The sequence below is a fragment of the Shewanella sp. genome (assembly GCF_013214165.1).
Taxonomy (GTDB): Bacteria; Pseudomonadota; Gammaproteobacteria; order Enterobacterales; family Shewanellaceae; genus Shewanella.
The window spans coordinates 1-22,758 of sequence record NZ_JABSSM010000046.1 but is presented as its reverse complement, the minus strand read 5'-3'; the positions used below and the strand labels follow the sequence as shown (position 1 = coordinate 22,758).

The 22,758-nt window shown below is 45.7% G+C and carries 18 protein-coding genes and 1 pseudogene; 12 read left to right on the top strand and 7 right to left on the bottom strand.

Going from position 1 to position 22,758, the window contains the following annotated elements:
* Window position 1 precedes the first annotated feature (1 nt).
* The 3 genes from bglX to HRU42_RS13600 all read left to right on the top strand — a co-directional run bounded on the left by bglX (window position 2) and on the right by HRU42_RS13600 (window position 5,263).
* Window positions 2–2,338 (top strand): beta-glucosidase BglX, encoded by a 2,337-nt coding sequence (gene bglX / locus HRU42_RS13610; RefSeq protein WP_295031868.1) that lies wholly within the window; start codon window positions 2–4, stop codon window positions 2,336–2,338.
* A 62-nt stretch (window positions 2,339–2,400) separates the two neighbouring features.
* Window positions 2,401–3,966, top strand: coding sequence for a sodium/sugar symporter (locus HRU42_RS13605; RefSeq protein WP_295031867.1), 1,566 nt, complete (start codon window positions 2,401–2,403; stop codon window positions 3,964–3,966).
* Window positions 3,967–4,084: 118 nt separating this feature from the next.
* The gene (locus tag HRU42_RS13600) at window positions 4,085–5,263 is read left to right on the top strand and encodes an MFS transporter (protein ID WP_295031866.1); all 1,179 of its coding nucleotides are present in this window, start codon (window positions 4,085–4,087) and stop codon (window positions 5,261–5,263) included.
* A gap of 24 nt (window positions 5,264–5,287) precedes the next feature.
* Here the strand turns inward: HRU42_RS13600 and HRU42_RS13595 are convergent, their stop codons facing one another.
* On the bottom strand, window positions 5,288–6,301 hold the full coding sequence (locus tag HRU42_RS13595; RefSeq protein WP_295031865.1) for a LacI family DNA-binding transcriptional regulator: 1,014 nt from the start codon (window positions 6,299–6,301) through the stop codon (window positions 5,288–5,290).
* A 324-nt stretch (window positions 6,302–6,625) separates the two neighbouring features.
* On the opposite strand from HRU42_RS13595, the gene HRU42_RS13590 reads away from it, so the two are divergent.
* The 3 genes from HRU42_RS13590 to HRU42_RS13580 all read left to right on the top strand — a co-directional run bounded on the left by HRU42_RS13590 (window position 6,626) and on the right by HRU42_RS13580 (window position 9,528).
* Window positions 6,626–7,606: a transposase gene (locus tag HRU42_RS13590; protein WP_295031864.1), complete on the top strand. Its 981-nt coding sequence runs from the start codon at window positions 6,626–6,628 to the stop codon at window positions 7,604–7,606.
* 247 nt (window positions 7,607–7,853) lie between these two features.
* Window positions 7,854–8,078, top strand: coding sequence for a hypothetical protein (locus HRU42_RS13585; protein WP_295031863.1), 225 nt, complete (start codon window positions 7,854–7,856; stop codon window positions 8,076–8,078).
* Entirely contained in the window at window positions 8,053–9,528 is a 1,476-nt protein-coding gene (locus HRU42_RS13580; protein WP_295031862.1) for an FAD-dependent oxidoreductase, read from the top strand. Before HRU42_RS13585 ends, HRU42_RS13580 begins: the two co-directional genes overlap by 26 nt.
* 21 nt (window positions 9,529–9,549) lie before the next feature.
* Here HRU42_RS13580 and HRU42_RS13575 read toward each other — a convergent pair whose 3' ends face one another.
* From HRU42_RS13575 to serA, 5 genes and pseudogenes are all read right to left on the bottom strand, one after another.
* The gene (locus tag HRU42_RS13575) at window positions 9,550–9,963 is read right to left on the bottom strand and encodes a group II truncated hemoglobin (protein WP_295031861.1); all 414 of its coding nucleotides are present in this window, start codon (window positions 9,961–9,963) and stop codon (window positions 9,550–9,552) included.
* Between the two features lie 1,148 nt (window positions 9,964–11,111).
* Window positions 11,112–11,240, bottom strand: a complete 129-nt coding sequence (locus HRU42_RS13570) for a TraR/DksA C4-type zinc finger protein (protein WP_295031875.1) — start codon at window positions 11,238–11,240, stop codon at window positions 11,112–11,114.
* A gap of 467 nt (window positions 11,241–11,707) precedes the next feature.
* Window positions 11,708–12,688: a tRNA-modifying protein YgfZ gene (ygfZ, locus tag HRU42_RS13565; RefSeq protein WP_295031860.1), complete on the bottom strand. Its 981-nt coding sequence runs from the start codon at window positions 12,686–12,688 to the stop codon at window positions 11,708–11,710.
* A gap of 168 nt (window positions 12,689–12,856) precedes the next feature.
* Window positions 12,857–13,003 (bottom strand): annotated as a pseudogene (locus tag HRU42_RS13560) (phosphoglycerate dehydrogenase); the annotation flags it as partial.
* Between the two features lie 84 nt (window positions 13,004–13,087).
* Window positions 13,088–14,317 carry a phosphoglycerate dehydrogenase gene (gene serA / locus HRU42_RS13555; RefSeq protein ID WP_295031859.1) on the bottom strand — a complete coding sequence of 410 codons (1,230 nt, stop codon included), beginning with the start codon at window positions 14,315–14,317 and terminating at the stop codon, window positions 13,088–13,090.
* Window positions 14,318–14,480: 163 nt separating this feature from the next.
* Here serA and HRU42_RS13550 point away from each other — a divergent pair, with 163 nt between their 5' ends.
* From HRU42_RS13550 to katB, 6 genes are all read left to right on the top strand, one after another.
* Window positions 14,481–15,083: a DUF2238 domain-containing protein gene (locus HRU42_RS13550; RefSeq protein ID WP_295031858.1), complete on the top strand. Its 603-nt coding sequence runs from the start codon at window positions 14,481–14,483 to the stop codon at window positions 15,081–15,083.
* 263 nt (window positions 15,084–15,346) lie between these two features.
* Window positions 15,347–16,012, top strand: a complete 666-nt coding sequence (locus HRU42_RS13545) for a response regulator transcription factor (protein ID WP_295031857.1) — start codon at window positions 15,347–15,349, stop codon at window positions 16,010–16,012.
* 457 nt (window positions 16,013–16,469) lie between these two features.
* Window positions 16,470–19,142, top strand: coding sequence for an extracellular exonuclease ExeM (gene exeM, locus HRU42_RS13540; RefSeq protein WP_295031856.1), 2,673 nt, complete (start codon window positions 16,470–16,472; stop codon window positions 19,140–19,142).
* A 303-nt stretch (window positions 19,143–19,445) separates the two neighbouring features.
* A complete protein-coding gene (locus HRU42_RS13535) occupies window positions 19,446–19,883 on the top strand; it encodes a PaaI family thioesterase (RefSeq protein WP_295031855.1) in 438 nt (145 codons plus the stop codon).
* Between the two features lie 72 nt (window positions 19,884–19,955).
* Window positions 19,956–20,204 carry a hypothetical protein gene (locus HRU42_RS13530; protein WP_295031854.1) on the top strand — a complete coding sequence of 83 codons (249 nt, stop codon included), beginning with the start codon at window positions 19,956–19,958 and terminating at the stop codon, window positions 20,202–20,204.
* 579 nt (window positions 20,205–20,783) lie between these two features.
* Window positions 20,784–22,250: a catalase KatB gene (katB, locus tag HRU42_RS13525; protein WP_295031853.1), complete on the top strand. Its 1,467-nt coding sequence runs from the start codon at window positions 20,784–20,786 to the stop codon at window positions 22,248–22,250.
* Window positions 22,251–22,318: 68 nt separating this feature from the next.
* Here katB and HRU42_RS13520 read toward each other — a convergent pair.
* Window positions 22,319–22,758: TMEM165/GDT1 family protein (locus HRU42_RS13520; protein ID WP_295031852.1), on the bottom strand; the 440-nt coding region annotated here is incomplete at its 5' end.

The following is a 22,758-nucleotide window of genomic DNA, read 5'->3' as shown; positions in this document are numbered from 1 at the left end:
AATGAATAAAAAACTATCTGGTGCTGCCATTATTTCCAGTTTAACCCTATTAGCATGTGTCGCGACTTCTGCCCCCGCTGCTGTCTTCGTCGAAGCAAAAATCGATGCCCAAGATCCTGTCTCGACCCATGTTGCGCGGGATGAAACAATGGATGCCTTCATCAATAATCTGATGTCGAAGATGACCTTAGAAGAGAAAGTGGGTCAGATGACCTTGTTTTCAAGTGATTGGGACGTTACCGGTCCCTCGATGAAAAGTGATTACAAAGAAAAATTAAAGCAAGCCAAGGTGGGGGCGATTTTTAATGCTTACACGGCTAAATTTACCCGTGAATTACAGCAAATTGCCGTCGAAGAGACTCGTCTCGGCATTCCCTTGTTATTTGGTTACGATGTTATTCATGGCCATCGAACTATTTTTCCTATTTCACTAGGGGAATCGGCCAGTTGGGATCTACAGGCCATCGAGTTGTCGGCCAGAATCGCGGCGGCGGAAGCTACCGCCGAAGGGATCCACTGGACCTTCGCACCTATGGTCGATATTTCTCGTGATCCACGCTGGGGACGCATGTCCGAGGGCTCGGGTGAAGATGTGTATTTGACCAGTCAGATAGCCAGAGCCCGAATACAAGGTTTTCAAGGTGATGATTTAGCTAGGACAGATACCCTATTAGCCACGGCTAAGCATTTTGCCGCCTATGGCTTGGCACAAGCCGGTCGTGATTATCATACCACCGACCTGTCCGATCGTGAGTTAAGAGATACCTACCTGCCGCCTTTCAAGGCCGCAGTGGATGCGGGCGTGGCCAGTTTTATGACTGCCTTTAATGAAGTCAATGGGGTACCGGCATCGGCTAATCGCTATTTGCTCAAGGATATATTACGCACCGAATGGAATTTCGAGGGATTTGTGGTAACCGATTACACCTCGATAAATGAAATGGTGCCCCATGGTTTTGCTCGCGATAATGAACACGCCGGCGAATTGGCGATCAATGCGGGCGTCGACATGGACATGCAAGGTTCGGTGTTTTTCGATCATTTAATCAATCAAGTGGAACAAGGTAAGGTCGATATACAGAGCGTGAATACCGCCACTCGTCGTGTGTTGCAAATGAAGTACCGTTTAGGTTTGTTCGATGATCCATATCGTTATTCCGATGAGAAACGTCAACAGCGAGAAATATACAAGCCAGAGTATTTACAGGCTGCACAAGATGTTGCGCGTAAATCTATGGTATTGCTGAAAAATGATAAGCAAACCTTACCCCTTAGCAAGACCGAGACACGCTATGCCTTGATCGGTCCCTTGGCAAACAGCAAGGCCGACATGATCGGTAGCTGGTCGGCAGCAGGCGATCGCAAAGACAAACCGGTGACAATGTTCGCGGGGATCAGTGCCAAGTTGGCTAGCACCAGTAAGGTCATCTATGCCAAGGGAGCGAGTTATGAATTTGCGACGGATATGGAGCCCAGTGAGCAAGAGCAACAAGACTTTGCCGCTGCCATAGCCGCGGCCAAAAAATCGGATGTGATCATTCTAGCCATGGGCGAAAAATGGAACATGACCGGGGAGGCCGCTAGCCGTACATCACTCACATTACCGGGTAATCAACTGGCATTAATGCGTGAACTTAAGCAACTGGGTAAACCTATGGTGTTGGTGTTGATGAACGGCCGACCGCTGGCCATCGAATGGGCGGATCAACATATCGATGCCATCGTTGAAGCTTGGTATCCGGGAACAATGGGAGGACCTGCCATAGCCGATGTGTTATTTGGCGATTATAACCCTTCTGGAAAACTACCTGTGACCTTTCCTCGTAATGTGGGTCAGGTACCCATTTATTACAACATGAAAAATACCGGCCGCCCATATCTGGCAAATAGCAGCGAACAAAAATATGTTTCCCGTTATTTAGATACCGCCAATACCCCGCTATATGTGTTTGGTCATGGTTTAAGTTACACCCAATTTGATTACAGTGAAATTAGTTTAGATAAGCATGAGTTCAGCGCCACAGAAGCCATTAAGGCAAGGATCACCATAACCAATAGTGGTGATTATGACGGTGAAGAAGTGGTGCAACTTTATATACACGATAAAGTTGGCTCAGTCACCAGGCCGACGAAAGAGCTTAAGGCGTTTAAGAAAATCTGGTTAAACAAGGGTGAGTCAAAAACCATTAGCTTTACCATCACAGCCCAAGACCTAGCCTTTCATCGTGCGGATATGAGCTTTGGTGCCGAGGCGGGTGAGTTTGATTTATATATAGGGACTAATTCGGCACAGGTAAAACAGAGTGAATTCTCTCTAAGTGAAAATGTCGATCTGTAATAAAGCCAGACTGGATTTTATTGGCTTAGCCTAATACTCATTATCAATATAAAGGACCAACGATGATCTTGTCACAAATCGATCTCATTGTAATTGCCCTCTACTGTATCGGTCTGATCGGTATATCTTATTGGGTTTCACGAGAGGAGGCTGGCCATGAAAAAAATAGCGCCGACTATTTCTTAGCGAGTAAGTCTCTGCCCTGGTGGGCGATAGGTGCATCATTAATCGCCGCTAACATCTCGGCAGAACAAATCATCGGCATGTCTGGTTCAGGTTATGCGCTAGGTTTAGGCATTGCGGCCTACGAGTGGATGGCCGCAATCACTTTACTCCTGGTGGGTAAATACTTTATTCCTGTGTTTCTCAAGCAAGGCATTTACACCATGCCGCAGTTCCTAGAGCAACGTTATGACACCAGAGTTAAGCTGACAATGGCCATATTCTGGATTGGTGTTTATGTGTTGGTTAACCTGACGTCGGTGTTGTATCTCGGTGCGCTAGCCATGAATACCATTACCGGCTTCTCTATTACCGATTGCTTACTGTTTCTCGCCATATTTTCGGTGGTCTATTCAATTTATGGTGGTCTTAAGGCCGTTGCATTCACCGATATTATTCAGGTGGTGTTATTGGTCTTTGGTGGCTTACTCGTGTCATATTTAGCCCTGGATAAGATTGCCGAAGGAGCAGGGTCTTGGGCTGGTTTTCAAACCTTATTGATTGCGGTACCGGAAAAATTCGACCTGATTTTAAGTCGTGATAATCCACATTATATGAGTTTACCGGGCATTTCTGTGCTAATTGGTGGTATGTGGGTGATGAACTTCTCGTATTGGGGGTTTAATCAATACATTACCCAGCGGGCACTGGCGGCAAAAAATTTGGCCGAAGCGCAAAAAGGCATTATCTTCGGTGCCTTCCTTAAATTACTCATGCCATTGATTGTTGTCATACCAGGGGTCGCTGCAGTGGTGTTAGTCCCAGATTTACACCGTCCAGACGAAGCGTTCCCTGAGATGATGAAACTCGTACCACATGGATTACTAGGCATTGTTTTTGCAGCCTTAATCGCAGCGATTGCTTCATCATTGAGTTCAATGACCAATAGTATTTCTACCATATTTACCCTGGACATCTATAAACCTCTGATAAACCCCGATGCGAGTGAGGGGAGGTTAGTGATGGTGGGTAGACTCATCGCCGTCGGTGCCATGACCTGTGCCGTGATCATTGCCGAGCCATTATTAGGTAACTTCGAACAAGCATTTCAGTATATTCAAGAGTTTACTGGTTTTTTCACCCCAGGCATCGTGGTGATATTTACCTTAGGTATTTTTTGGAAGAAAACCACAGCCAATGCTGCACTGGCGGCTGCAATTTCATCGGCGGTATTGTCCCTGGCGTTAAAAATATTCTGGCCTGAGCTACCGTTTATGGATCGAGTCAGCGTTGTTTTTCTAGCTTGTATAGCCATCGCGGTCGCAATTTCGTTAATAGAGAAAGGCGAGGATCATGACAAAGCCGTTAATTTAAAAGAGATGAATTTTAGCACTTCGACCAGTTATAACGTTGCCTCATTGGCTATCGTGCTCATTTTGGTGGGGCTCTATGCAACCTGGTGGTAAATAGATCTAGTGCCCGTGGAAGCGATGCGATGGATATTCAGGTTTACTCGGAGCCGCTTATCTGGTTATCCTTCAAATCCACGGGTTAACCTAGCCCAAATATTAAAGGTCTACCTTAGTGAATACACGCCCGGCAGTCACTTCGTTATTGAAACAGGCTCACTTACCGTATTGGCGACTATCGGGCCTGTATTTTTTTAACTGCTTAATTTCAGGTCTACTGCTACCATTTTGGGGCATCTATCTTGATGCTATCGGCTTGACTGGTAGTCAAATTGGCATTAGCAGTGCCTTATTATTGGCATCAAACATCATAGCCCCCTTTTGCTGGGACAAATTGGCTACCCGCGGTCATCGACCTATCGATGTCATTAAACTCGGTTTGTTGCTGGCTTTTTTATGCTCCTTGGTATTATTTGATATCGATGGCTTCCTAGCAACCTCCATTTTTATTTTTGTCCTCAGCTTTTGCTGGCAAGGCATTAGTCCACTCATAGAATCGCTAACCCTGTCACATCTGGGGCCGTCATCGGCCCATTATGGCAAGATTCGCTTGTGGGGATCTGTGGGCTTTGTCGTGGCGGTCACCGGGTTAGGTTATACTTTTGAAGCCATTAGCATCAAAACACTGCCGTTCATTCTGACCTGTTTTGTATTGTTTATGCTATTTAGCAGCCTGCTGGTACCAGAACAGAGTCAAACCAGGAAAAAATCACCAAGCGTAGCACTGTTGCCGGCATTGAAGGAGAGTGGTTGCATAGGCATGTTTATCGCTGTCTTTTTGGCACAAGTTAGTCAAGGTGCTTACATTGGCTTCTTCAGCCTGACCATGCAACAACATGGTGTAGGCTTAAACATCATCGGTTATTTATGGTCGGTTGCTGTGGTTGCTGAGGTGGTGATGTTTGTTGTGGTGCACAGGTTGATCACTAAACTGGGTGCCGACAAATTATTAGCCCTGAGTCTGGTGATCACAGCAATTAGGTGGCTGGTCGTCGCCTTCTTCGTGGAGCTTATTCCGCTGATGTTTATCGCCCAATTACTCCATGCGTTCACCTATAGCGCCACACACTCATCCATCATTGAGCTTATACGCCAACAATTTAGCGAGCAGAGTCAAGGCAAGGGCATAATCATATATTGCACCATTTGTTTGGGTGGTGGTACGGCATTAGGCACTATTCTTTGTGGCTATTTATGGCAGTTCGGCTCGATGACCATATTTACCCTGTCGGCGAGCATAGCGGTTATTGCGAGCATGATCACCTGGTATTGGAGTAAGAAACGGCTGAATTAATGCTTGGTCGAGGTGTTGGCCTAGCTACCGAGTGTAAGGTTTATATTGACCTGTGCTTTCACGGCAAATTAATTTATGGGCTAGCAAGGTCAGTTTGCGCTCAGGGGGCTTTTTCTCAATTAAGTCAATCAAGGTGTTCATACTCAGCTCACCGAGCGTATTCATAGGTTGAGCCACGGTTGTGAGGGGAGGCGTGCAGTACATGGCCAAGGAAATATCATCGATGCTGATCAAGGATACTTGCTGTGGCACCTGATAATTCATTTTGTGCAAGACGTGTAAGATGCCAATTGAAATCAAGTCACCAAAGCTGAAAATAGCCGATATATTGGGTATGTCTGCCACAATTTTCTCCGCTGCTTTGGCGCCGGTAGCGGTCGAATATTGTGTGTAATACACTAGCGCGGGATCAAACGCGATATTGGCTTCGGCCAAGGCAAGCTTGTAGCCTAGCAGCCTATCTTGGCAACTGCGAAGCGGCTCGTTGCCGCTAACCACAGCGATGCGGGTATGGCCTAACGCTAATAAGTGCTCGGTGGCCAACTTTCCGATAGCGATATTATCGACACCAATACGATAGATGCGATCGTTTTCCACCAGTTCAGAGGTACTCACTATGGGCAGAAGCTCTTGTTCAAAGTCTAAATCTAACGGCAAACGTTGAGAGTTGATGATGATGCCATCGGCTTGTTTAGATTTTACCATCTTAGCGTAGGACCGTTCCCTATCGGGGCAATCCTGGGTATCACCTAGCAAGACTGAATACCCACGAGCATTTGCTGCCTGCTCCATGGCCCTGACAATCGGCGAAAAATAAGGGTTGGTAATATCTGGCACCAAAACGACGATATTATAACTTCGGCCCTGTTTTAAACTAGCTCCTAAACTGCTAGGCGTAAAGCCCACATTTTTGGCGGCTAACATCACCTTATCACGGGTCTTTTGTGACACTTTTTGCGGTTCTCTGAATGCACGCGACACTGTAGCATTACTTACGCCAGCAATTAAAGCTATGTCGTTAATATTCAGTTTTGCCACTTGAGCCCTAGATAATATCGAGTGATTAATAAGCATAAACCATAACATTAAAAACAACCTAAATCATTTATTTAGTTTGTTTTTTTGACTAATGATACATCTTGAATCATTAGTATAATGTCTGCAGGGGAAATCGTTTTAGTTGAAGTGGAAACAGCAAAAAAATAGAGACAGGCATTGTTAATTGGAGGTAGGACCGGCTTCAGCCGGGAGCGGACAAAAAAATAGAGACAGGCATTGTTAATTGGCATTGTTAATTGATGGATCAAGGGGCACAGACTAAGCTTAAGCTGTAGATATTGGTTGATATAGGAGGCTACTATTATGCCCCGGCCCCGAAGCACACAAATTAGTATTGAAGACACTTTATTCTACCATTGCTGCAGCCGAACAGTTCGACAAGCCTTCATCGCGGGAGTCGATGATTTTACAGGGAAATCTTATGAACATCGACGTGGCTGGATTGAAACTCAGATATTAAATTTAGCGGGTGTTTTTGCTATTGATGTGGCGGCTTATGCGGTCATGAGTAATCATCTTCACCTGGTGCTGCGTATTGATATCGAACTTGCCAATAGGTGGAGTGACAGAGAGGTGGTAGGACAGTGGCATCAAATATTTAAGGGCACAGAGCTAAGCCAACAATTTGCCCAAGGCGAGGTGATCGAAGCCTATCAAGTCTCTCAATTGAAACACTTAATAGCCCAGTACCGGAGTCGATTAAGTGACATAAGCTGGTTTATGCGGTGTCTCAATGAGCCAATCGCGAGGATGGCGAATAAAGAGGATAACTGCACAGGGCATTTCTGGGAAGGGCGGTTCAAAAGCCAAGCGTTACTCGACGAAACCGCGGTGCTGGCTTGTATGGCATATGTAGAGCTCAATCCCATACGGGCAAAGATGGCCAATACACCAGAAACCTCAGACTACACCAGCCTTAAAATAAGAGTAAAGGCAGCTTTAAAAGGCCAACAGCCGGCAAAGCTACTGCCTTTTATTGGGGATGAACGACTCAATCAATCTAAAGGCATTAACTTTTCACTCGAAGATTATCTAGAACTTGTAGATGCAACGGGCAGGATTATTCGAGATGACAAGCGTGGTGCAATACCTTCAAGTGCATCTAAACTATTAACTAGACTGAATATTTCAGCAGATAACTGGATAAAACTGACTTCTGAATTTGGTAAATTATTTCATGGCCCTGTAGGAACTTTGCAAGAGCTCACGAGCTATTGTGAACATTTAGATAAACGACGACGGCACTTTGCTAAGTGTTGTCAATATCTAGAACCTAGCAGATAACTAGATACAATCAATTCACTTCCCCCCTTTTTTCCTCCTCAATCTTTTGAGGTAACAGGTTATGCCTGAAAATCGTTATTTTGTTTGAAATCCCTCTATTTTATTGAGTTTCACAGATTGAATGCGTGCCGCTATCGGGAATAGCCAACTTTTAATCAATGTAGAGTTGAAAGCTGTCACCTTGCATGTTGTATTATTGACTTGTCATGGCTGGCTTGATTTTTTCTAGTTATGTTATTGATTTATAATGGCTGGCTTGATTATTTTAGTTATGTTATTGATTTATAATGGCTGGCTTGATTATTTAGAGCAGATTTTTTATCGTGAAATAGGTTCTTTAGAAGGTGAATTTGGTCAATATGAACTTTTTGTGCTTCATGGCTATAAACTTGAGTGCTTGCGACGTAAAATAATCGCGAATTTTGTACGTCACTCTAATAAGAACAATGAATCAAGCTGCAAAAAAATCTGATACAGCACTTCTAGCGAGTGCTAAAATTGCCATCATAGGTGGCGGCGTTGCAGGCTCAACAATAGCCTTGCGCTTCGCCGAGCTGGGTATAGACACTAGCTTGATCGAAAAAGGTGACAGCTTAGTCAATGGCCCTCCCTTTTGTCATTTGCATGCTGGCGGTAATCTTTATCGGGAAATATCTGATGAGCAGTGTTTAACTCTGCTAGAGCAATCTATCGATACGGTAAAAGTATACCCGCAAAGCGTGAATAAGCGGCCAACCGTTATCGCATTGCCGAAAAATGATCCCGGTGAACCCAGTGATTTACTGCCGCGTTTAGAAACGTTACGCGCTAAATACGCAAGGTTAGTCCAGCAAGATGTTAGCAATAAGGTGTTAGGTGAGCCCGAGCAATATTTTCGTTTGTTTGAGCGCTCAGAAATAGAAGCGCTTAAAGAGCGCGCCTTACCAGAGCAAGCCAAATGTCCGAGTGATTGGTTGGTGGCTTTTTCTCAGCATGTCGAATTGGATAATTTAAAATTTCCGATAGTCTTAGTGCAGGAATATGGCTTGTCAGCCTTTCGTTTTGCCGCTATCGCGAGTATGGCGATAGATAATTTACCCGCTTGCCATCTGCATACCAATACACAAGTCGTGGCATTGGAACAGCTTGCAGACGCGTCAGGTTGGCGTGTATCGATGAAAAAGCATGATGAAAGCGAGATCATACATGCCGATTTTGATTATGTGATTAATGCCTGTGGCTTTAAGAGCGGCGAAATCGATGACATGCTCAGTGCTAAGCGTCGGCGTATGGTCGAGTTTAAAGCTGCCTATGTTGCCCATTGGCCAAACTGCAAAGGCTTGTGGCCTGAGGTTATTTTTTACGGGGAGCGTGGCACACCTCAGGGCATGGCACAATTGACGCCTTACCCAGATGGTTATTTTCAATTACACGGCATGACTCAAGACATCACCCTGTTTAAGAACGGCTTAGTGGCGAGTTGTGAAAACAGTGCCCAGCCGAAACTGGCCGAACGTTTTATGGATAAGATTGAACGACAATGGCCGGCGCAGCTCATCGAAAAACGAACCTTAGGCTCTATTGAGCATATAGCTCAATATATTCCAAGCTTTAGTCAGGCTAGCGTCGCGGCTAAGCCCTTATTCGGCGCGCAACAAATTCCTGGGGATGATGCGGATCTACGCGCGGCAGATGTGTCATTTCATGGTAAGCATTATGCTCGTGCAGAGATAGTTAAAGCCTCTTCGGCATTAGCTGCCGCCGATGCCATCCTACAAGACTTAATTGCTAATGAACTGGTGAGCTCCGCACTCATAGAGCAATACGCGACTAAGCATTATTTCCCGGTAACTGGCCAATGTACCCAAGAAGAAGTGACGGCCAGAGCCGAACTGTTAGCGAGGCAGCGCCAGTACCCAGAAGCCTTGGCGAAGAACTTTTAGACTCCGAAAATACTAAGGGGATCAGCTGCCTGATACCTGTCTTATTCTCTCTGCCGGAACGCTTAGCTGCTGCATCAGATAAACTTTGAAATCGGCTGCGTAAGGCTGATTCTCTACGGCTTGTTGCATGCAGTACAACCAGGCCTTACTTTCTTTATGGCCCACCGACAGATGTTTATGAGCGGCCGGGATATTGATGGAGCCGTAATGCTCAGAATACAGCTTAGGGCCGCCAAGCCAGCCGGAAAGGAAGTACGCGAGTTTCTGACGAGAATCAGTAAGGTCACCAGGATGCATATCCCGGATCTTCTTTGACGAGGAAAATTCGTTCATATTCCGGTAAAACTCATCGACTAGTTGAGTGATACCCGCTAAGCCACCCGCCATCTTGTAGGAGTTGTCACCAACCCCATACTGGCCATTTTTTGATTGCATAATTATTATCTAAACCTAGTTTGAACGTAGCGCCAATAGAGTTTTGTTTCTTTATATGGCGATAAGACTATCACGGTTAGCTTGTTTGAAGTGTGCGGCCTAGCGGCAGAGAAGGGATTCCAAACTCCGTTTGGATTAAGGTCGTGGATATTAAACAGGAATTCTTGGCTACCAACTGGCTGAGGTATTATTTTAATATTGTCTTTCCGGTAATGCTTCTGGGCCGGAATCCACCTCTTTATCTTATCTTTAATTAAATTTTGAGTATGCGGCCTCACGGCCGAGGTAAGTCGTGGGTTTTCAACCCACACCTGACCAAGAGGGGCTGGACGGCCTCGCCCCTCTTGGATCACCCCATGCCGCCCGGCGAAATTGCATTCCTCGAGCTTATTCGAAACTAGCTAACGCTTCCGATGGTACATCCTGTACCCCGAAAGCTAAACTCACATCCATGTGAGTTCCACACTAGTTTTTTCAACGCCTCTCTGCAATTTCCAACGGGAAAGTGTCGAACTGGCAGGTTTATAGAGTACGGGGGAGGGGGGCTATCTATTGAGTTAGTTTGATGAAATACACAAGATCAAGCTTTGAGTGCATATTACTTTACTCATTCCGTTTACCCCTCGAGTATTTAAAAAATAAAAAATAAAAAATAAAAATAAAAAATGCTAAGTAAATTGATACGTTACTTATTATAAAGGGCAACAGATGAGTAATTTACGGAGGTTTAATAAAGCATTTAAATCACTACAAAGGGAGGAAATTAAGTTTGTTTACTCCAAGTTGGGGTTAACGCTACAACTTGTCCCCGTTGGAAGTTGCCGGAGTGAGTTGCAGAAAATACTGTGAGGTTCACATGGATGTGAGACTAGGTTTCGGGGGGCTGGATGCCCCATCGGAATCGTTAAGTATTTTCAAAAACAAACGTAGGGTAACAACTTCGCCGGGGCGTCATGGTGGATGCAAGGAGGATAAGGACGAGCAGTCCTCCTTGCCCGGTGTGGAATGGAATTTCACGACTTTCGTCCAAACGAAGTTTGGAAAGGTATGTCACCTTTGGTGATAAGCAATACGTCTAGTAGCGTTCAAAGTTACAAATTTGCCACCCAATACCAGATAGGGTTTAAGTAAAGATAAAAGAGAACCATCTATGAGTTCTCAGCCTCACTTTGGCATTGAATACATAACTCTGCGATAGCATGTACCGTGAGCCTACCGAGTCCAATAGGTTCACCACATTCGAGACAAAACCCATACTCTTCGGGTTCGAGAAAAATCTGCTTGATACGCAGTAGGCGGTCGCATCAGCACTTCACCCGCTTGTGCCATCTGTTGCTGCTGGATGGCATCGATGCGTGATATTCGCCCAACTGCTTGCTGGTCGAACTGAACCGGGCGCTGCGTTGATGGATTGATTCTATTTGCTGCTCTAGGTCACTAAGTTCATGTTTAAGTTTGGTGAGTAGCACTTGTTTCTCGGTTGAGGTTAGATCTGCTGGTTACAAGAGTGAGTGTCCGATTTGGGATGATTGGGTATAGAAGCTAATAAATAATCTGACTTATTCTCCTAAAACAAGTGGGCATTGCCAGGGTAAAATAAGTGGGTAAAACAAGGGTGAAGCAAGAGCAAGAAAAAGGCGCACTCAGCTCATTAATTTGGCTTTGGCAGTGCGCCTTTATCTATGATTTTCGCAACTCGCAACTCGCAACTCGCAACTCGCCGCTTATCGCTTATTGTTTAGTCTTAACTCTCATCTTCAAGCGAATACGGCAGTGGCGTGATCGTCAGCGATGAAGTTTCATCTCCTGCTATTCTAATCTTGGCACTGTTTTCTGTGTCATTAGGTAGCACGGCTGTCAGCAAGACTCGATCGCCGGATTGCACCAGTTCTATTATGGTGCCGGTTTTCTTGAAGCCATCGTCTAAGGCTAGCTCTAGTCTGGTTTGCAGGTTGACAGTTTCGCTACTGGTGCCGCTTAAAATATACAGGGCGCGCTTATTGCCACCGCGATATTTCATCCGGGCTATGGTTTCCTGGCCCATATAACAGCCTTTCTTGAAGCTGATGCCATTAATGCCCTGCAAGTTACACATCTGAGGCACAAACTGGCTCTGATGTGAGGCTGCCAGGTTAGGGTAACCGGATTGGATCTCCAGTGCCTGCCAAGCGCTGGCATCGACTATCTCTTGACTGATAGAGGTGAGCAAGGGCGCTGCGATGTCCTTGTCCATCACTATGATGAAACGGTCATTGTCTTTAAGCAGCAGGCCTCCAGGGATCTCGGTGACTTCTTTGTCGATACTCGTATTGTCGGCAGGGCCGAAACGCTCGTTGACCCAAGCTTGCGCCTGTTCACCGGCGACGCCTAATAGTAAAAACTTGTCGGTAACATCGACCAGATCGGCCTTGCTGAATACGGCGTATTTAGCCAGTTGAGGTAGATCTAGGGCCAAGATATCGGATGGCATCATCATGAAGAGGGCATCTTCGAGGACGAAGGTTCTGAAGCTGGCTAGCATCTTGCCCTTGGGGTCGCAGTGGGCTCCCCAGCGCCATTGGTCGTTTTCTAAGGAGCTGATGTCTGTGGTGACTTGTCCATGGATAAAGCTGCGGCCTTGTTCACCCGTCACGCTCATTAGTCCCAAGTGGGATAAATTAGAGAAGAATAACGATGGAATTGGGTCATTCAAGTTCCAACTGGGCTGAGAAACGGAAAGCGTCATATCATGATCCTAGGAATAAACGGGCTGGAAAGATCTGATTGTAACTCGAATCTAAACAAGCGGAAATAAATCGCCCATATAATTGAAAAAATTGTGCGGGCTATTATCTAAGGGGAGACTTGCCTTTAGTCAGCTATTACCCCATAAGAGTAAGCTTAGCGCTTATATTTAGTGCAGTAAGCGAGTTCTGATGGTGCCTTCGATGGCCTTCATTTGTTCCAAAGCTTGTTCGGCTTGATCCGAATTGACCACCATCACCACATAACCCATTTCCGCCGTAGTTTGCAGGCACTTATGTTGAGCGGCGATCTTGATACTGCTTAGAAAAGCTTGGAATGAAATAGCCCGCATAATTGATAACATTATGCGGGCTATTAATTTTTAGTCGCAGACTGGTATTTAGTGCAGTAAGCGAGTTCTGATGGTGCCTTCGATGGCCTTCATTTGTTCCAAAGCTTGTTCGGCTTGATCCGAATTGACCTCCATCACCACATAACCAATTTCAGCCGTAGTTTGCAGATACTGGGCGGCGATGTTGATGCCTTTCTCTGCAAACGCTTGGTTAATCTTGATCAGTATACCGGGGCGGTTGTGGTGAATATGCAGTAAGCGAGACGTGTCTTTATGCTGAGCCAGAGACACTTCCGGGAAGTTGACCGCAGTCATGGTCGAGCCATTATCTGAGTATTTCGCTAGCTTGCCTGCCACTTCAATACCGATATTTTCCTGGGCTTCCTGAGTGCTGCCGCCCACATGCGGTGTCAGGATGACGTTATCCAGGCCGCGTAGCGGGCTGAAGAACTCGTCATTGTTAGACTTAGGCTCAACTGGGAACACATCAATAGCAGCGCCCGCGAGTTTTTCACTGCGGATGGCCGCTGCGAGAGCATCTATGTCGACCACTGTGCCGCGAGAGGCGTTGATTAAGATGCTGCCTTGCTTCATATAGGCAATCTCGGCTTCACCAATCATCTCTTGGGTCTGCGGCGTCTCGGGTACGTGCAGGCTGACGACATCGGCGAGAGACATTAACTCTTGCATCGAGTGAATTTGCTGGGCATTACCCAGTGGCAACTTATCTTCAATATCGAAGAAGATCACGCGCATGCCGAGCGTCTCGGCCAAGATACCGAGTTGAGTACCAATATGACCATAGCCGATAACACCTAAGGTCTTACCGCGGGCTTCGAAACTGCCTACGGCGCTCTTAAGCCATCCACCTCGGTGTGCCATGGCATTGCGCTGTGGAATACCCCGAAATAACATAATAATCTCACCTAGCACTAGCTCGGCAACACTACGAGTGTTTGAAAATGGTGCATTGAAAACCGGGACACCAAGTTTTTCAGCAAAATTTAGGTTAACTTGGTTTGTCCCGATACAGAAACAGCCAATACCGACAAGTTTCTCGGCTTGGCTTAGCACAGCTTCGGTGATCTGGGTGCGGGAGCGAAGGCCGACAAAATGCGCATCCTTGATCGCTGTGGCTAAGTCCTCTTCCCCGAGAGATGCCTTGTGGTATTCGATATTGCTGTAGCCTGCACGTTTAAATACATCAACCGCAGATTGGTGGACGCCTTCCAACAGCAGGATCTTGATCTTATCCTTGTCCAGCGAATGTTTCGCCATGATTTAGGTACCTTCTTCGGTTATTGGTATTATGTTATTTTTGTAAACAGTCAATTGCCCGACCAAAGTAGCATTTTTTTTATGCACTGTGGAGGGCTGGATGGCTGAAGTTATTATTCTTATATCAAAACAATAGAGTTTATCTGCATATGAGGTTCCTATTTTGAATAAACAGCATATTTGGTTAGTGATTTTTATGTCGCTGTTGGTTTGGTCAGCTATCGAGCCTAAAGATCAGTTCACCTGGTTTCTGGAGGTGTTACCTGCTCTCGTCGTCTTGCCCGTTTTATTTCTGACTCGAGAGCGCTTTCCACTGACGCCTTTGGCTTATGTTTCTATATTGGTTCACTGCGTCATACTTATGGTTGGAGGCCATTACACTTATGCTGAGGTGCCTCTGTTTGACTGGATCGCCGACATTACGGACTCAGACAGAAACAATTACGATAAGCTGGGGCATCTTGCTCAAGGGTTTGTGCCTACCTTAGTGGCCCGTGAAATTTTCATTCGATTAGACGTGGTGAAACGTGGCGCTTGGTGTAATTTCTTGTCATTGTGCTTCGCCCTAGCGTTTTCTGCTTTTTATGAATTGATCGAGTGGTGGGTGGCTTTGTTAACGGGGGAGGATGCGGAAGCATTTTTAGGGACCCAAGGTTACATTTGGGATACCCAATCAGATATGGGCATGGCGTTGGTGGGGGCGATAATCTGCCTAGTTACACTGGCTAGGTTTCATGATTCACAGCTGACTACATTGCAAGGCTAACTAGTGAATTATTTTATCTAGTATAAGTTTGAGTGTTTTTTATGCTTTGATAATCTAATTGTATAAGGTTTTAATAGCTAAAATCGATAAAAACAGACTTTTCGCCATGTTTACATTTAGTTAATACTTTTTTACTATGGTGTTACAGTCGGATTTAATCGAAGCTACTAAAACGATTCAAAATTGTAATCATTCTGGTTGATAGGGAAGATTGACCACCCCCCCTTACAGAGAATAAGTAAACTTTTCAGGGAGAGAAGTGAATGAGTAAGATTGATGAATTGGTGTTCTTGCATCAAGTCGCTGCGCCATGTCATTTGGCTATTTTGGCCGAGTCTATAGGGCTAAAGACACGTATCGTGAAGCAGGTCTCTGAGCTAGAGCCTGAGAGAGGCAATAACAGCTTCTATCTGATCGAGCAGGAGGGAGCCGCCTTAGACAGTAAGGGAATCCCCTTATTGGCATCTCGGCTAGTGTCCCATGTCCCCGTCGCACTCTATCAGGTTAACCGTGAGAAACTTGAGCCTGAATCTGCCTTGTTGTTAGGGATTCGTGGTTTACTCTATGCCGATCAGCGTATGGATCTCTTGTTAACAGGTTTAAGAAAGATGGTGGCCGATGAGCTTTGGTATGACAGGACTCTGATCAGTAAGGTGTTCCGTCAATTGGTCAGTCGTTTAGACAGTACCAACGAATATTCCCAAGATAACGCTGCCATGTTGCAGATGTTGACGAAAAGAGAGCGCACCATCATTCAGCTCGTATCTAGTGGTGCTAGAAATAAAGAGATCGCTCATAGACTCTGTATCAGTGAACACACGGTGAAGGCACATATCTCCTCTATTTTCAGGAAGACACAATCACGTAATCGTGTGGAGTTATTAAGATGGGCGCAAACCTATCAGAGTCATTTTGAACTTTGTTCTTAGCAGGTTAATGAGCCACTAATTACTAAGCCCTGTGACTGAGAGATATTTTGAGCGTCAGTCACTAACGGAACACCCTAAAACGGTCTCAACGGCCGTTTTTTTATGCCTATAAACCAAAATGTTAAGGCTGATTAACTAGGCCTGTATAAAATTCATTCTAATTCGAAGGTTTTTATTCTGATTATTGTAAATAACTGTCACGGCTTGATAAATTGGTGTTTGACCTTGGTTATAATGCCTGTTCTTGATTAAGCATTTGATTTTGACACACTTAAGCCCCACCTTGAACCATCTGTTCTTATTTACGTCAAATAATGTTTGTTTTTTCTTTGTTTTACAAGTGGTTGTAAATCGTTAATGTGATTTAGATATCTTTTTTTTATCATCCAAGTCTGTAAGAATCCCCCGGCACGTTAATAGAAGTTAGCGGCAATATTATAATAATGGGGTTGAATAAATGGGTAATGTTAAAAAATTGTCAGTGCTTGCACTGTCTATCGCCGCGGCTCTGCCTATGATGGCAAGCGCCGATGTGATCATTAGTGAATATGTAGAAGGTTCAGGCTATAGCAAGGCCGTAGAAATCTACAACTCAGGGTCGACAGCCGTCGATCTTACTGCTTACTCGCTAGTTTACTACTCAAAAGGTGACTCAACGCCTAAGACGATATTGGATCTGAGTGGAAGCCTGGCACCTAACGCTATCAAGGTCATCACTAACAATCACAAAGACAATGCTATCGCATTAGATGGTGCTGTCGATTCACAAGAAGCCAGTATCTATTTCAATGGCGATGATAAGGTCGGCATCTTGAAAGGCACTGAGTTAGTCGATCTTTTTGGTGAAGTCGGTACTACAGGTGATTGGGCAAAAGATGTCTCTGTTGAGCGTAAAGCCACAGTCACTAGTGCCAATGCCAGTTATGTTGAAAATGAATGGACAGTTAAATCTAAAAATCTATTCAGTGGCTTAGGTGCTCGAACAGGTGATTTTGGTGGGGGCACTTCTGAACCTGAAGTACCAGCCTTTAGCTGTGTCGGTGAAAAACTGACGCCTATTTATGACGTGCAAGGTGTTGGCCGAGTCAGTCCACTGATTGAAGAAGGAAAATTTGAGTCTGCAGATGAGGTCACTATAACTGGTGTGGTTACTGCCCGTGGTGAGAGCCTGTTCAAAGGTTTCTATCTGCAAGACATTAATGGCGATAACTCTCCGTACACCTCAGATGGCGTGTTTGTTTATCTGGGTGAAGCACCAGGTGATGAGATCCAACCTGGGGTAGAGGTTTGTGTCCAAGGTAAAGTCAAAGATTTCTATGGACTGACTCAGGTCGATATCAAAGCCGATAAAAAGATGGCTGTTGGCGAAATGGGCGAGATCCTGGCTCCTACAGCATTCTACATGGCCGATGGCGAGTCTTTAGGTGATGCACTTAATCGTTATGAAGGCATGAATATCGTGCTAGATGCGGGTAGTGACATGAAGATCACTCGTAGCTTCAGTTATGACTATGCTGGCAGAAGAAATAACATGGTGCTATCTCATAAAGCTCCATTGATGAAGCCGACTCAAGTGTTCGCCCCTCTCTCAGAAGAGGCGATTGCTCTACAAGAATCTAATCGTGGTAATGAGCTCTACGTAGAGTCTGATCACAAGGCTAAGAATGGTGAGGTGCCTTACTTCCCCACGTTCAACGCCGAGACGGGTTATATCCGTATTGGTGATCAGCTTACCAATATAACTGGTGTCGTGAGCTACAGCTATGGTGCTCCGCGTCTGGTGGTCACCAACGAAATCACAGCCGGTGACTTCATTCGTATCAATGACCGTATCGAATCTCCCGAAGCGGCGACTCAAGGTGATATCCGGGTCGCTAGCTTTAACGTGTTAAACCTGTTTACCAGTGATAGCGATGTTGGTGGTCCACTGAATCCAACCTGTAAAGATCAGGCCGATGCAGATGCGAGCCGTGGTTGTGGTCGAGGCGCACATTCTCTGGATGATTACTTGTTGCAGCGTACTAAGATAGTGACTGCGATTAAAGAGATGAATGCCGATGTGATTGGCCTGATGGAGATCGAAAACAATGGTTTCAGCGAGCATAGCTCGATTCAGTATTTGTTGAATGCCATCAATGCCGAGCTACCTGCCGCAGACGCCTATGCGTTTATCGAAGTCAGCGATGCAGATAAGTACCAAGGTGAGTTTATTGGTGGTGATGCGATCACTGTCGGTCTGCTATATCGTCCCAGTACCGTGAAGCCTGTCGGTGATGCGTTTGTTATCGCAACCCCAGAGCAGCACGCCGTAGCGGGTATTGCCACTCGTGATGAGGAAGGCACGATCACAGATAGCCCAAGCTATGATAAGTATCAGCGTCACAGCTTGGCGCAGACATTCCAGATCCATGATGAGAAGTTGACCGTTGTCGTTAACCATCTTAAGTCTAAGGGCTCAGCTTGTTTGGAAGATTGGCTCGAATTCTCTGAGAGTAAAGATCCTGCAGACTTGCAAGGCAAGTGTAATGAGTTTCGTGTGTCGGCAGCTAAAGTACTGGGCGAGTCACTCAAAGACGTCGAAGGCGGCTTGTTAGTGATCGGTGATATGAACGCATATGGCATGGAAGATCCCATTGCTGTACTGACAGACTACGATGCCGCTACCGCGAAACGTGAAATTGTCACGGCTTCATGGACGACCCTCAATGGTGAAGTTTATGAGCGTGAAGGCAGCAAGATTGAGAAAGGTTTTGGTCTGATCAATCTAAATACCCAAGCACATGGACCCGCAACCTTTGGTTATAGCTACAGTGGTGAACAGGGAAACTTAGATCATGCATTGGCTAATACTGCAGTGGCTGACAAGCTAGTGGCTATTCAAGACTGGAACATCAACTCGGTCGAATCTAACCTTTTCGAGTACCCAGGCCAATATTCGGGTGACTTAGAGAAGTCAGAGAATGCCTTTAGCTCTTCGGATCATGATCCTGTGATCATTGCGTTAAGCTACCCAGCGCCTCAACCTCAGCCAGAACCCGCTCCTGAACCTAAGAAAGATGATGGTGGTTCGTTAGGTTACCTGGGTCTGGGACTATTATCATTATTGGGTCTACGTCGTCGTAAGCACTAATTTTGTGCTGACTCATTGTTAATCATAAACCGCCTTTAAGTCATTAGAGGCGGTTTTTTATTCTCTATAAAAATTTAATCTATTTCATGCCTTGAGAGGCAGATTAATCGAGTCAGTTTGAAATTGTATAAACTGGCGACATTTGATGATTTCATCGATAACAAATGTATGTCAGTTATCATCAGATTGTTGGAGATGGTTTGGCCGCTGGGGTAGCCATAGCGTTTAACTCCTCTTACCTGTTTAAACTTACAGCGCTAGCCAGTAGACTGTGGCTTAATTATCAAAAGAAGGGATGTAGTGATGAGTATTTGGTTTAGACCAGTGAGCTTGGAAGATTGCGCCAAAATGGATTCGGGCATGCATGGCAAGGGCACCTTGATGCAAACTATGGGTATCAAGATCACCGAAATTGGGGATGACTATATGGTGGCAACTATGCCTGCCTCTCCCGCGGTCCATAATCCTCTGGGAATCGTCCACGGCGGAGCCAATGTGGCATTGGCCGAGACGGTTGCCAGTTATGCGGCAAACTTCGCCGTAGATTTTGAAAATTACTACTGTGTCGGCCAAGAGATCAATGCCAATCATCTTAAAGCATCTAGAAATGGCACCTTAACGGCAACGGCAAAGCCTGTGCATTTAGGTAAGCGAAGCTCAGTGTGGGAGATACTTATCTATAACAGCGGTGGTGAGCTTTGCTGTATCTCTCGCATGACTGCAGCCGTGGTTAAACGTTAGTGATACCGGCTTTAATGCACTAAACTTGTCATGTAGTTTTGAATCGATTGTGGGCTGTGGGGAATAGGTAAAATGGATAGTGCAACAATTTGGGAGTGGGTCGGCTATTTAGCCTCTGCGGTTGTAGCCATCTCGCTGATGATGTCGAATATTAAAAAGTTACGCTGGTGGAACCTGATCGGTGCTGGCCTTTTTGTCGCTTATGGTTTGGCCATTGATGCCTTACCTGTGGCTTTGGTCAACTTTTTTATTGTATTGATCGATGCTTATTATATCGTCAAAATTTATAAGGCCGAAAAGGCCATTAACCAACAGCCTTGAGCTAGATAGATAGCCTTGAGCTAGCACCCAGCCTTGAGCTGAATCGTCAGCGCTGAGCTCTCTATCGTTCTGATCCTGATAGACAGTATTGAGCTAATTAGAAGCCTTGAGGTGAATAACAAGAGCCGGCTAACTGTAGACGTTAGCCGGCTCTTGTTGTATTACAGGTGTTCATATCTCTAATGAACATCTGTCATTTTCTGGGTTAACTCGCCTGTTTTTAATTTACCGTTTCAACCGACTGTTTTTAATGGAAAATAGTGTTAGTGCTTCTGTGTTAACCCTCTAGTTTTAGCACCTTGAACAAGATATATATCTGTCAGTTATCTCTCTCGCTTCTAATCTATAAATTGAGTTAGGTTAATCTATTTTAATCGTTTTCTAGGATTTCATTTTTGAACTAGTATGTACTCATCGACAGGGTTTATGTAAAGGCTTCTTGAGATAAGGGGCCTAACTTAAAGCGAAATGGATGAATATCTATGGCCACAATATTTGATGTTATCGAGGACTGGTTGAACTAATCGACCAGTACGCCTGAATTAGAAGATTAATGAATAAAAAGCATTGGAGAACAATATGACTAAACAAGCTAATTACTTAACCAGCCAAAATGGCGCGCCTGTTGCGGACGATCAAAACTCAATGACGGCAGGTGAGCGCGGCCCGGTACTATTACAAGACTTTCATCTGTTAGAAAAACTTGCTCATTTTAACCGAGAGCGTATTCCTGAGCGCGTAGTGCATGCCAAAGGCACTGGGGTTTACGGTACGTTTACCCTGACCAAAGACATGAGCGATTACACTATTGCCGATCACTTCAATGGTCTAGGCAAGCAAACTGAAACCTTCATTCGTTTCTCGACCGTAGGCGGTGAGATGGGCTCGGCCGATGCCGAGCGCGATCCTCGTGGTTTCGGCTTACGCTTCTATACGGTTCGTGGTAATCACGACATAGTGGGCAATAACACTCCGACCTTCTTTCTGCGTGATGGCATCAAGTTTCCCGACTTTATTCATACCCAGAAGCGCAATCCGCAGACTAATTTGAAAGATCCACAAGCCATGTGGGATTTCTGGGCATTGAATCCCGAAGCCCTGCATCAGGTGACCATCTTGATGTCGGATCGCGGCATTCCGGCTAACTATCGTCAGATGAATGGCTATGGTTCACATACCTATTCGCTGTGGAATGATAAAGGCGAACGTTTCTGGGTTAAGTTCCATTTCAAGACTAAGCAAGGCATAGCGAATCTGACCCCTGAGCAGGCCGACATCCTTAAAGGGATAGATCCTGACTCTTCTCAACGTGACATGGTCGCGGCCATTGCTGACGGTAACTTCCCTCGTTGGGCGGTTAAGGTGCAAATTATGCCGGAAGCCGATGCCAACACCTATCATATCAATCCATTCGATCTGACTAAGGTATGGCCACACGCCGATTATCCACTGATTGAGATTGGTGAACTTGAGCTTAATCGCATGCCTGAGAACTACTTCGCCGAAGTAGAGCAGGTCGCATTAGCCCCGAGTAACCTAGTACCTGGCGTGGGTGCTTCACCGGATAAGATGTTGCAGGCTCGCTTGTTCGCCTACGCCGATGCACAGAGATACAGAATTGGCACTAATTATAATCAGCTGCCTGTGAACTGCCCACATGCTACTAAGGCCAATCACCACCAACGCGCCGGTGCCATGGCGGGAACTCAATGCCCCTATAACGGCAGCCAAACCGGTGGTGATGCGAGTCCAAACTACGGGCCAAGCAGCACCGAGTCTGCATTAGTAGAGCCCAGTACATTTGCCGAGCCAGCACTGCGTCTCGATGGTGAAGCCGATAGATACAGCCGTTATAATCAGGATGACTTTGCTCAGGCGGGTAACCTGTACCGTATTTTCCCAGAAGAAGAGAAGGCCAGATTGATCACCACTATCTGTGGCAGCTTGAGTCAGACGACTATGGATGTGCAGCAGACCATGGTCGAGCATTTCACTAAGGCGGATGCGGATTACGGTAAGCGTATCAAGCAGGCGTTGGGCTGGTAATAAAAGAAGCTAATAGATAAAAGGTAAGGCTCTAGTTCCTATGAACTAGAGCCTTTTTACTTTTATGGCTAAAACAATAGTGTCGCTACACCCAGTAGTGCAAACAATACCGCGCATCCTCGGTGGATCAGGGTAAGGGGTAATTTTTCTGCGCTGAAGTTGCCGGCTATGACCACAGGGACGTTGGCGATAAGCATGCCTAAGGTGGTGCCCATGACGACCATAGCCAGAGCATCATACTTGGCCGCTAATACCACAGTGGCAATTTGAGTTTTGTCGCCCATCTCGGCGATGAAAAACAGAATGAAAGTGGCAATGAAAGGCCCCATCTTGTAGAAGCGGCTCTCTTCACAATCGACCTTGTCCGGGATCAATACCCATAGAGCGATAGCAAAAAATGAAGCGGCGACTAAGTAGCGGGCCAGTTCCGGACTCATCAAGCCAACGGCCCAATTACCTAGCCAGGCGGCGGCAAAGTGGTTGACCAGCGTCGACAGAAAAATACCGA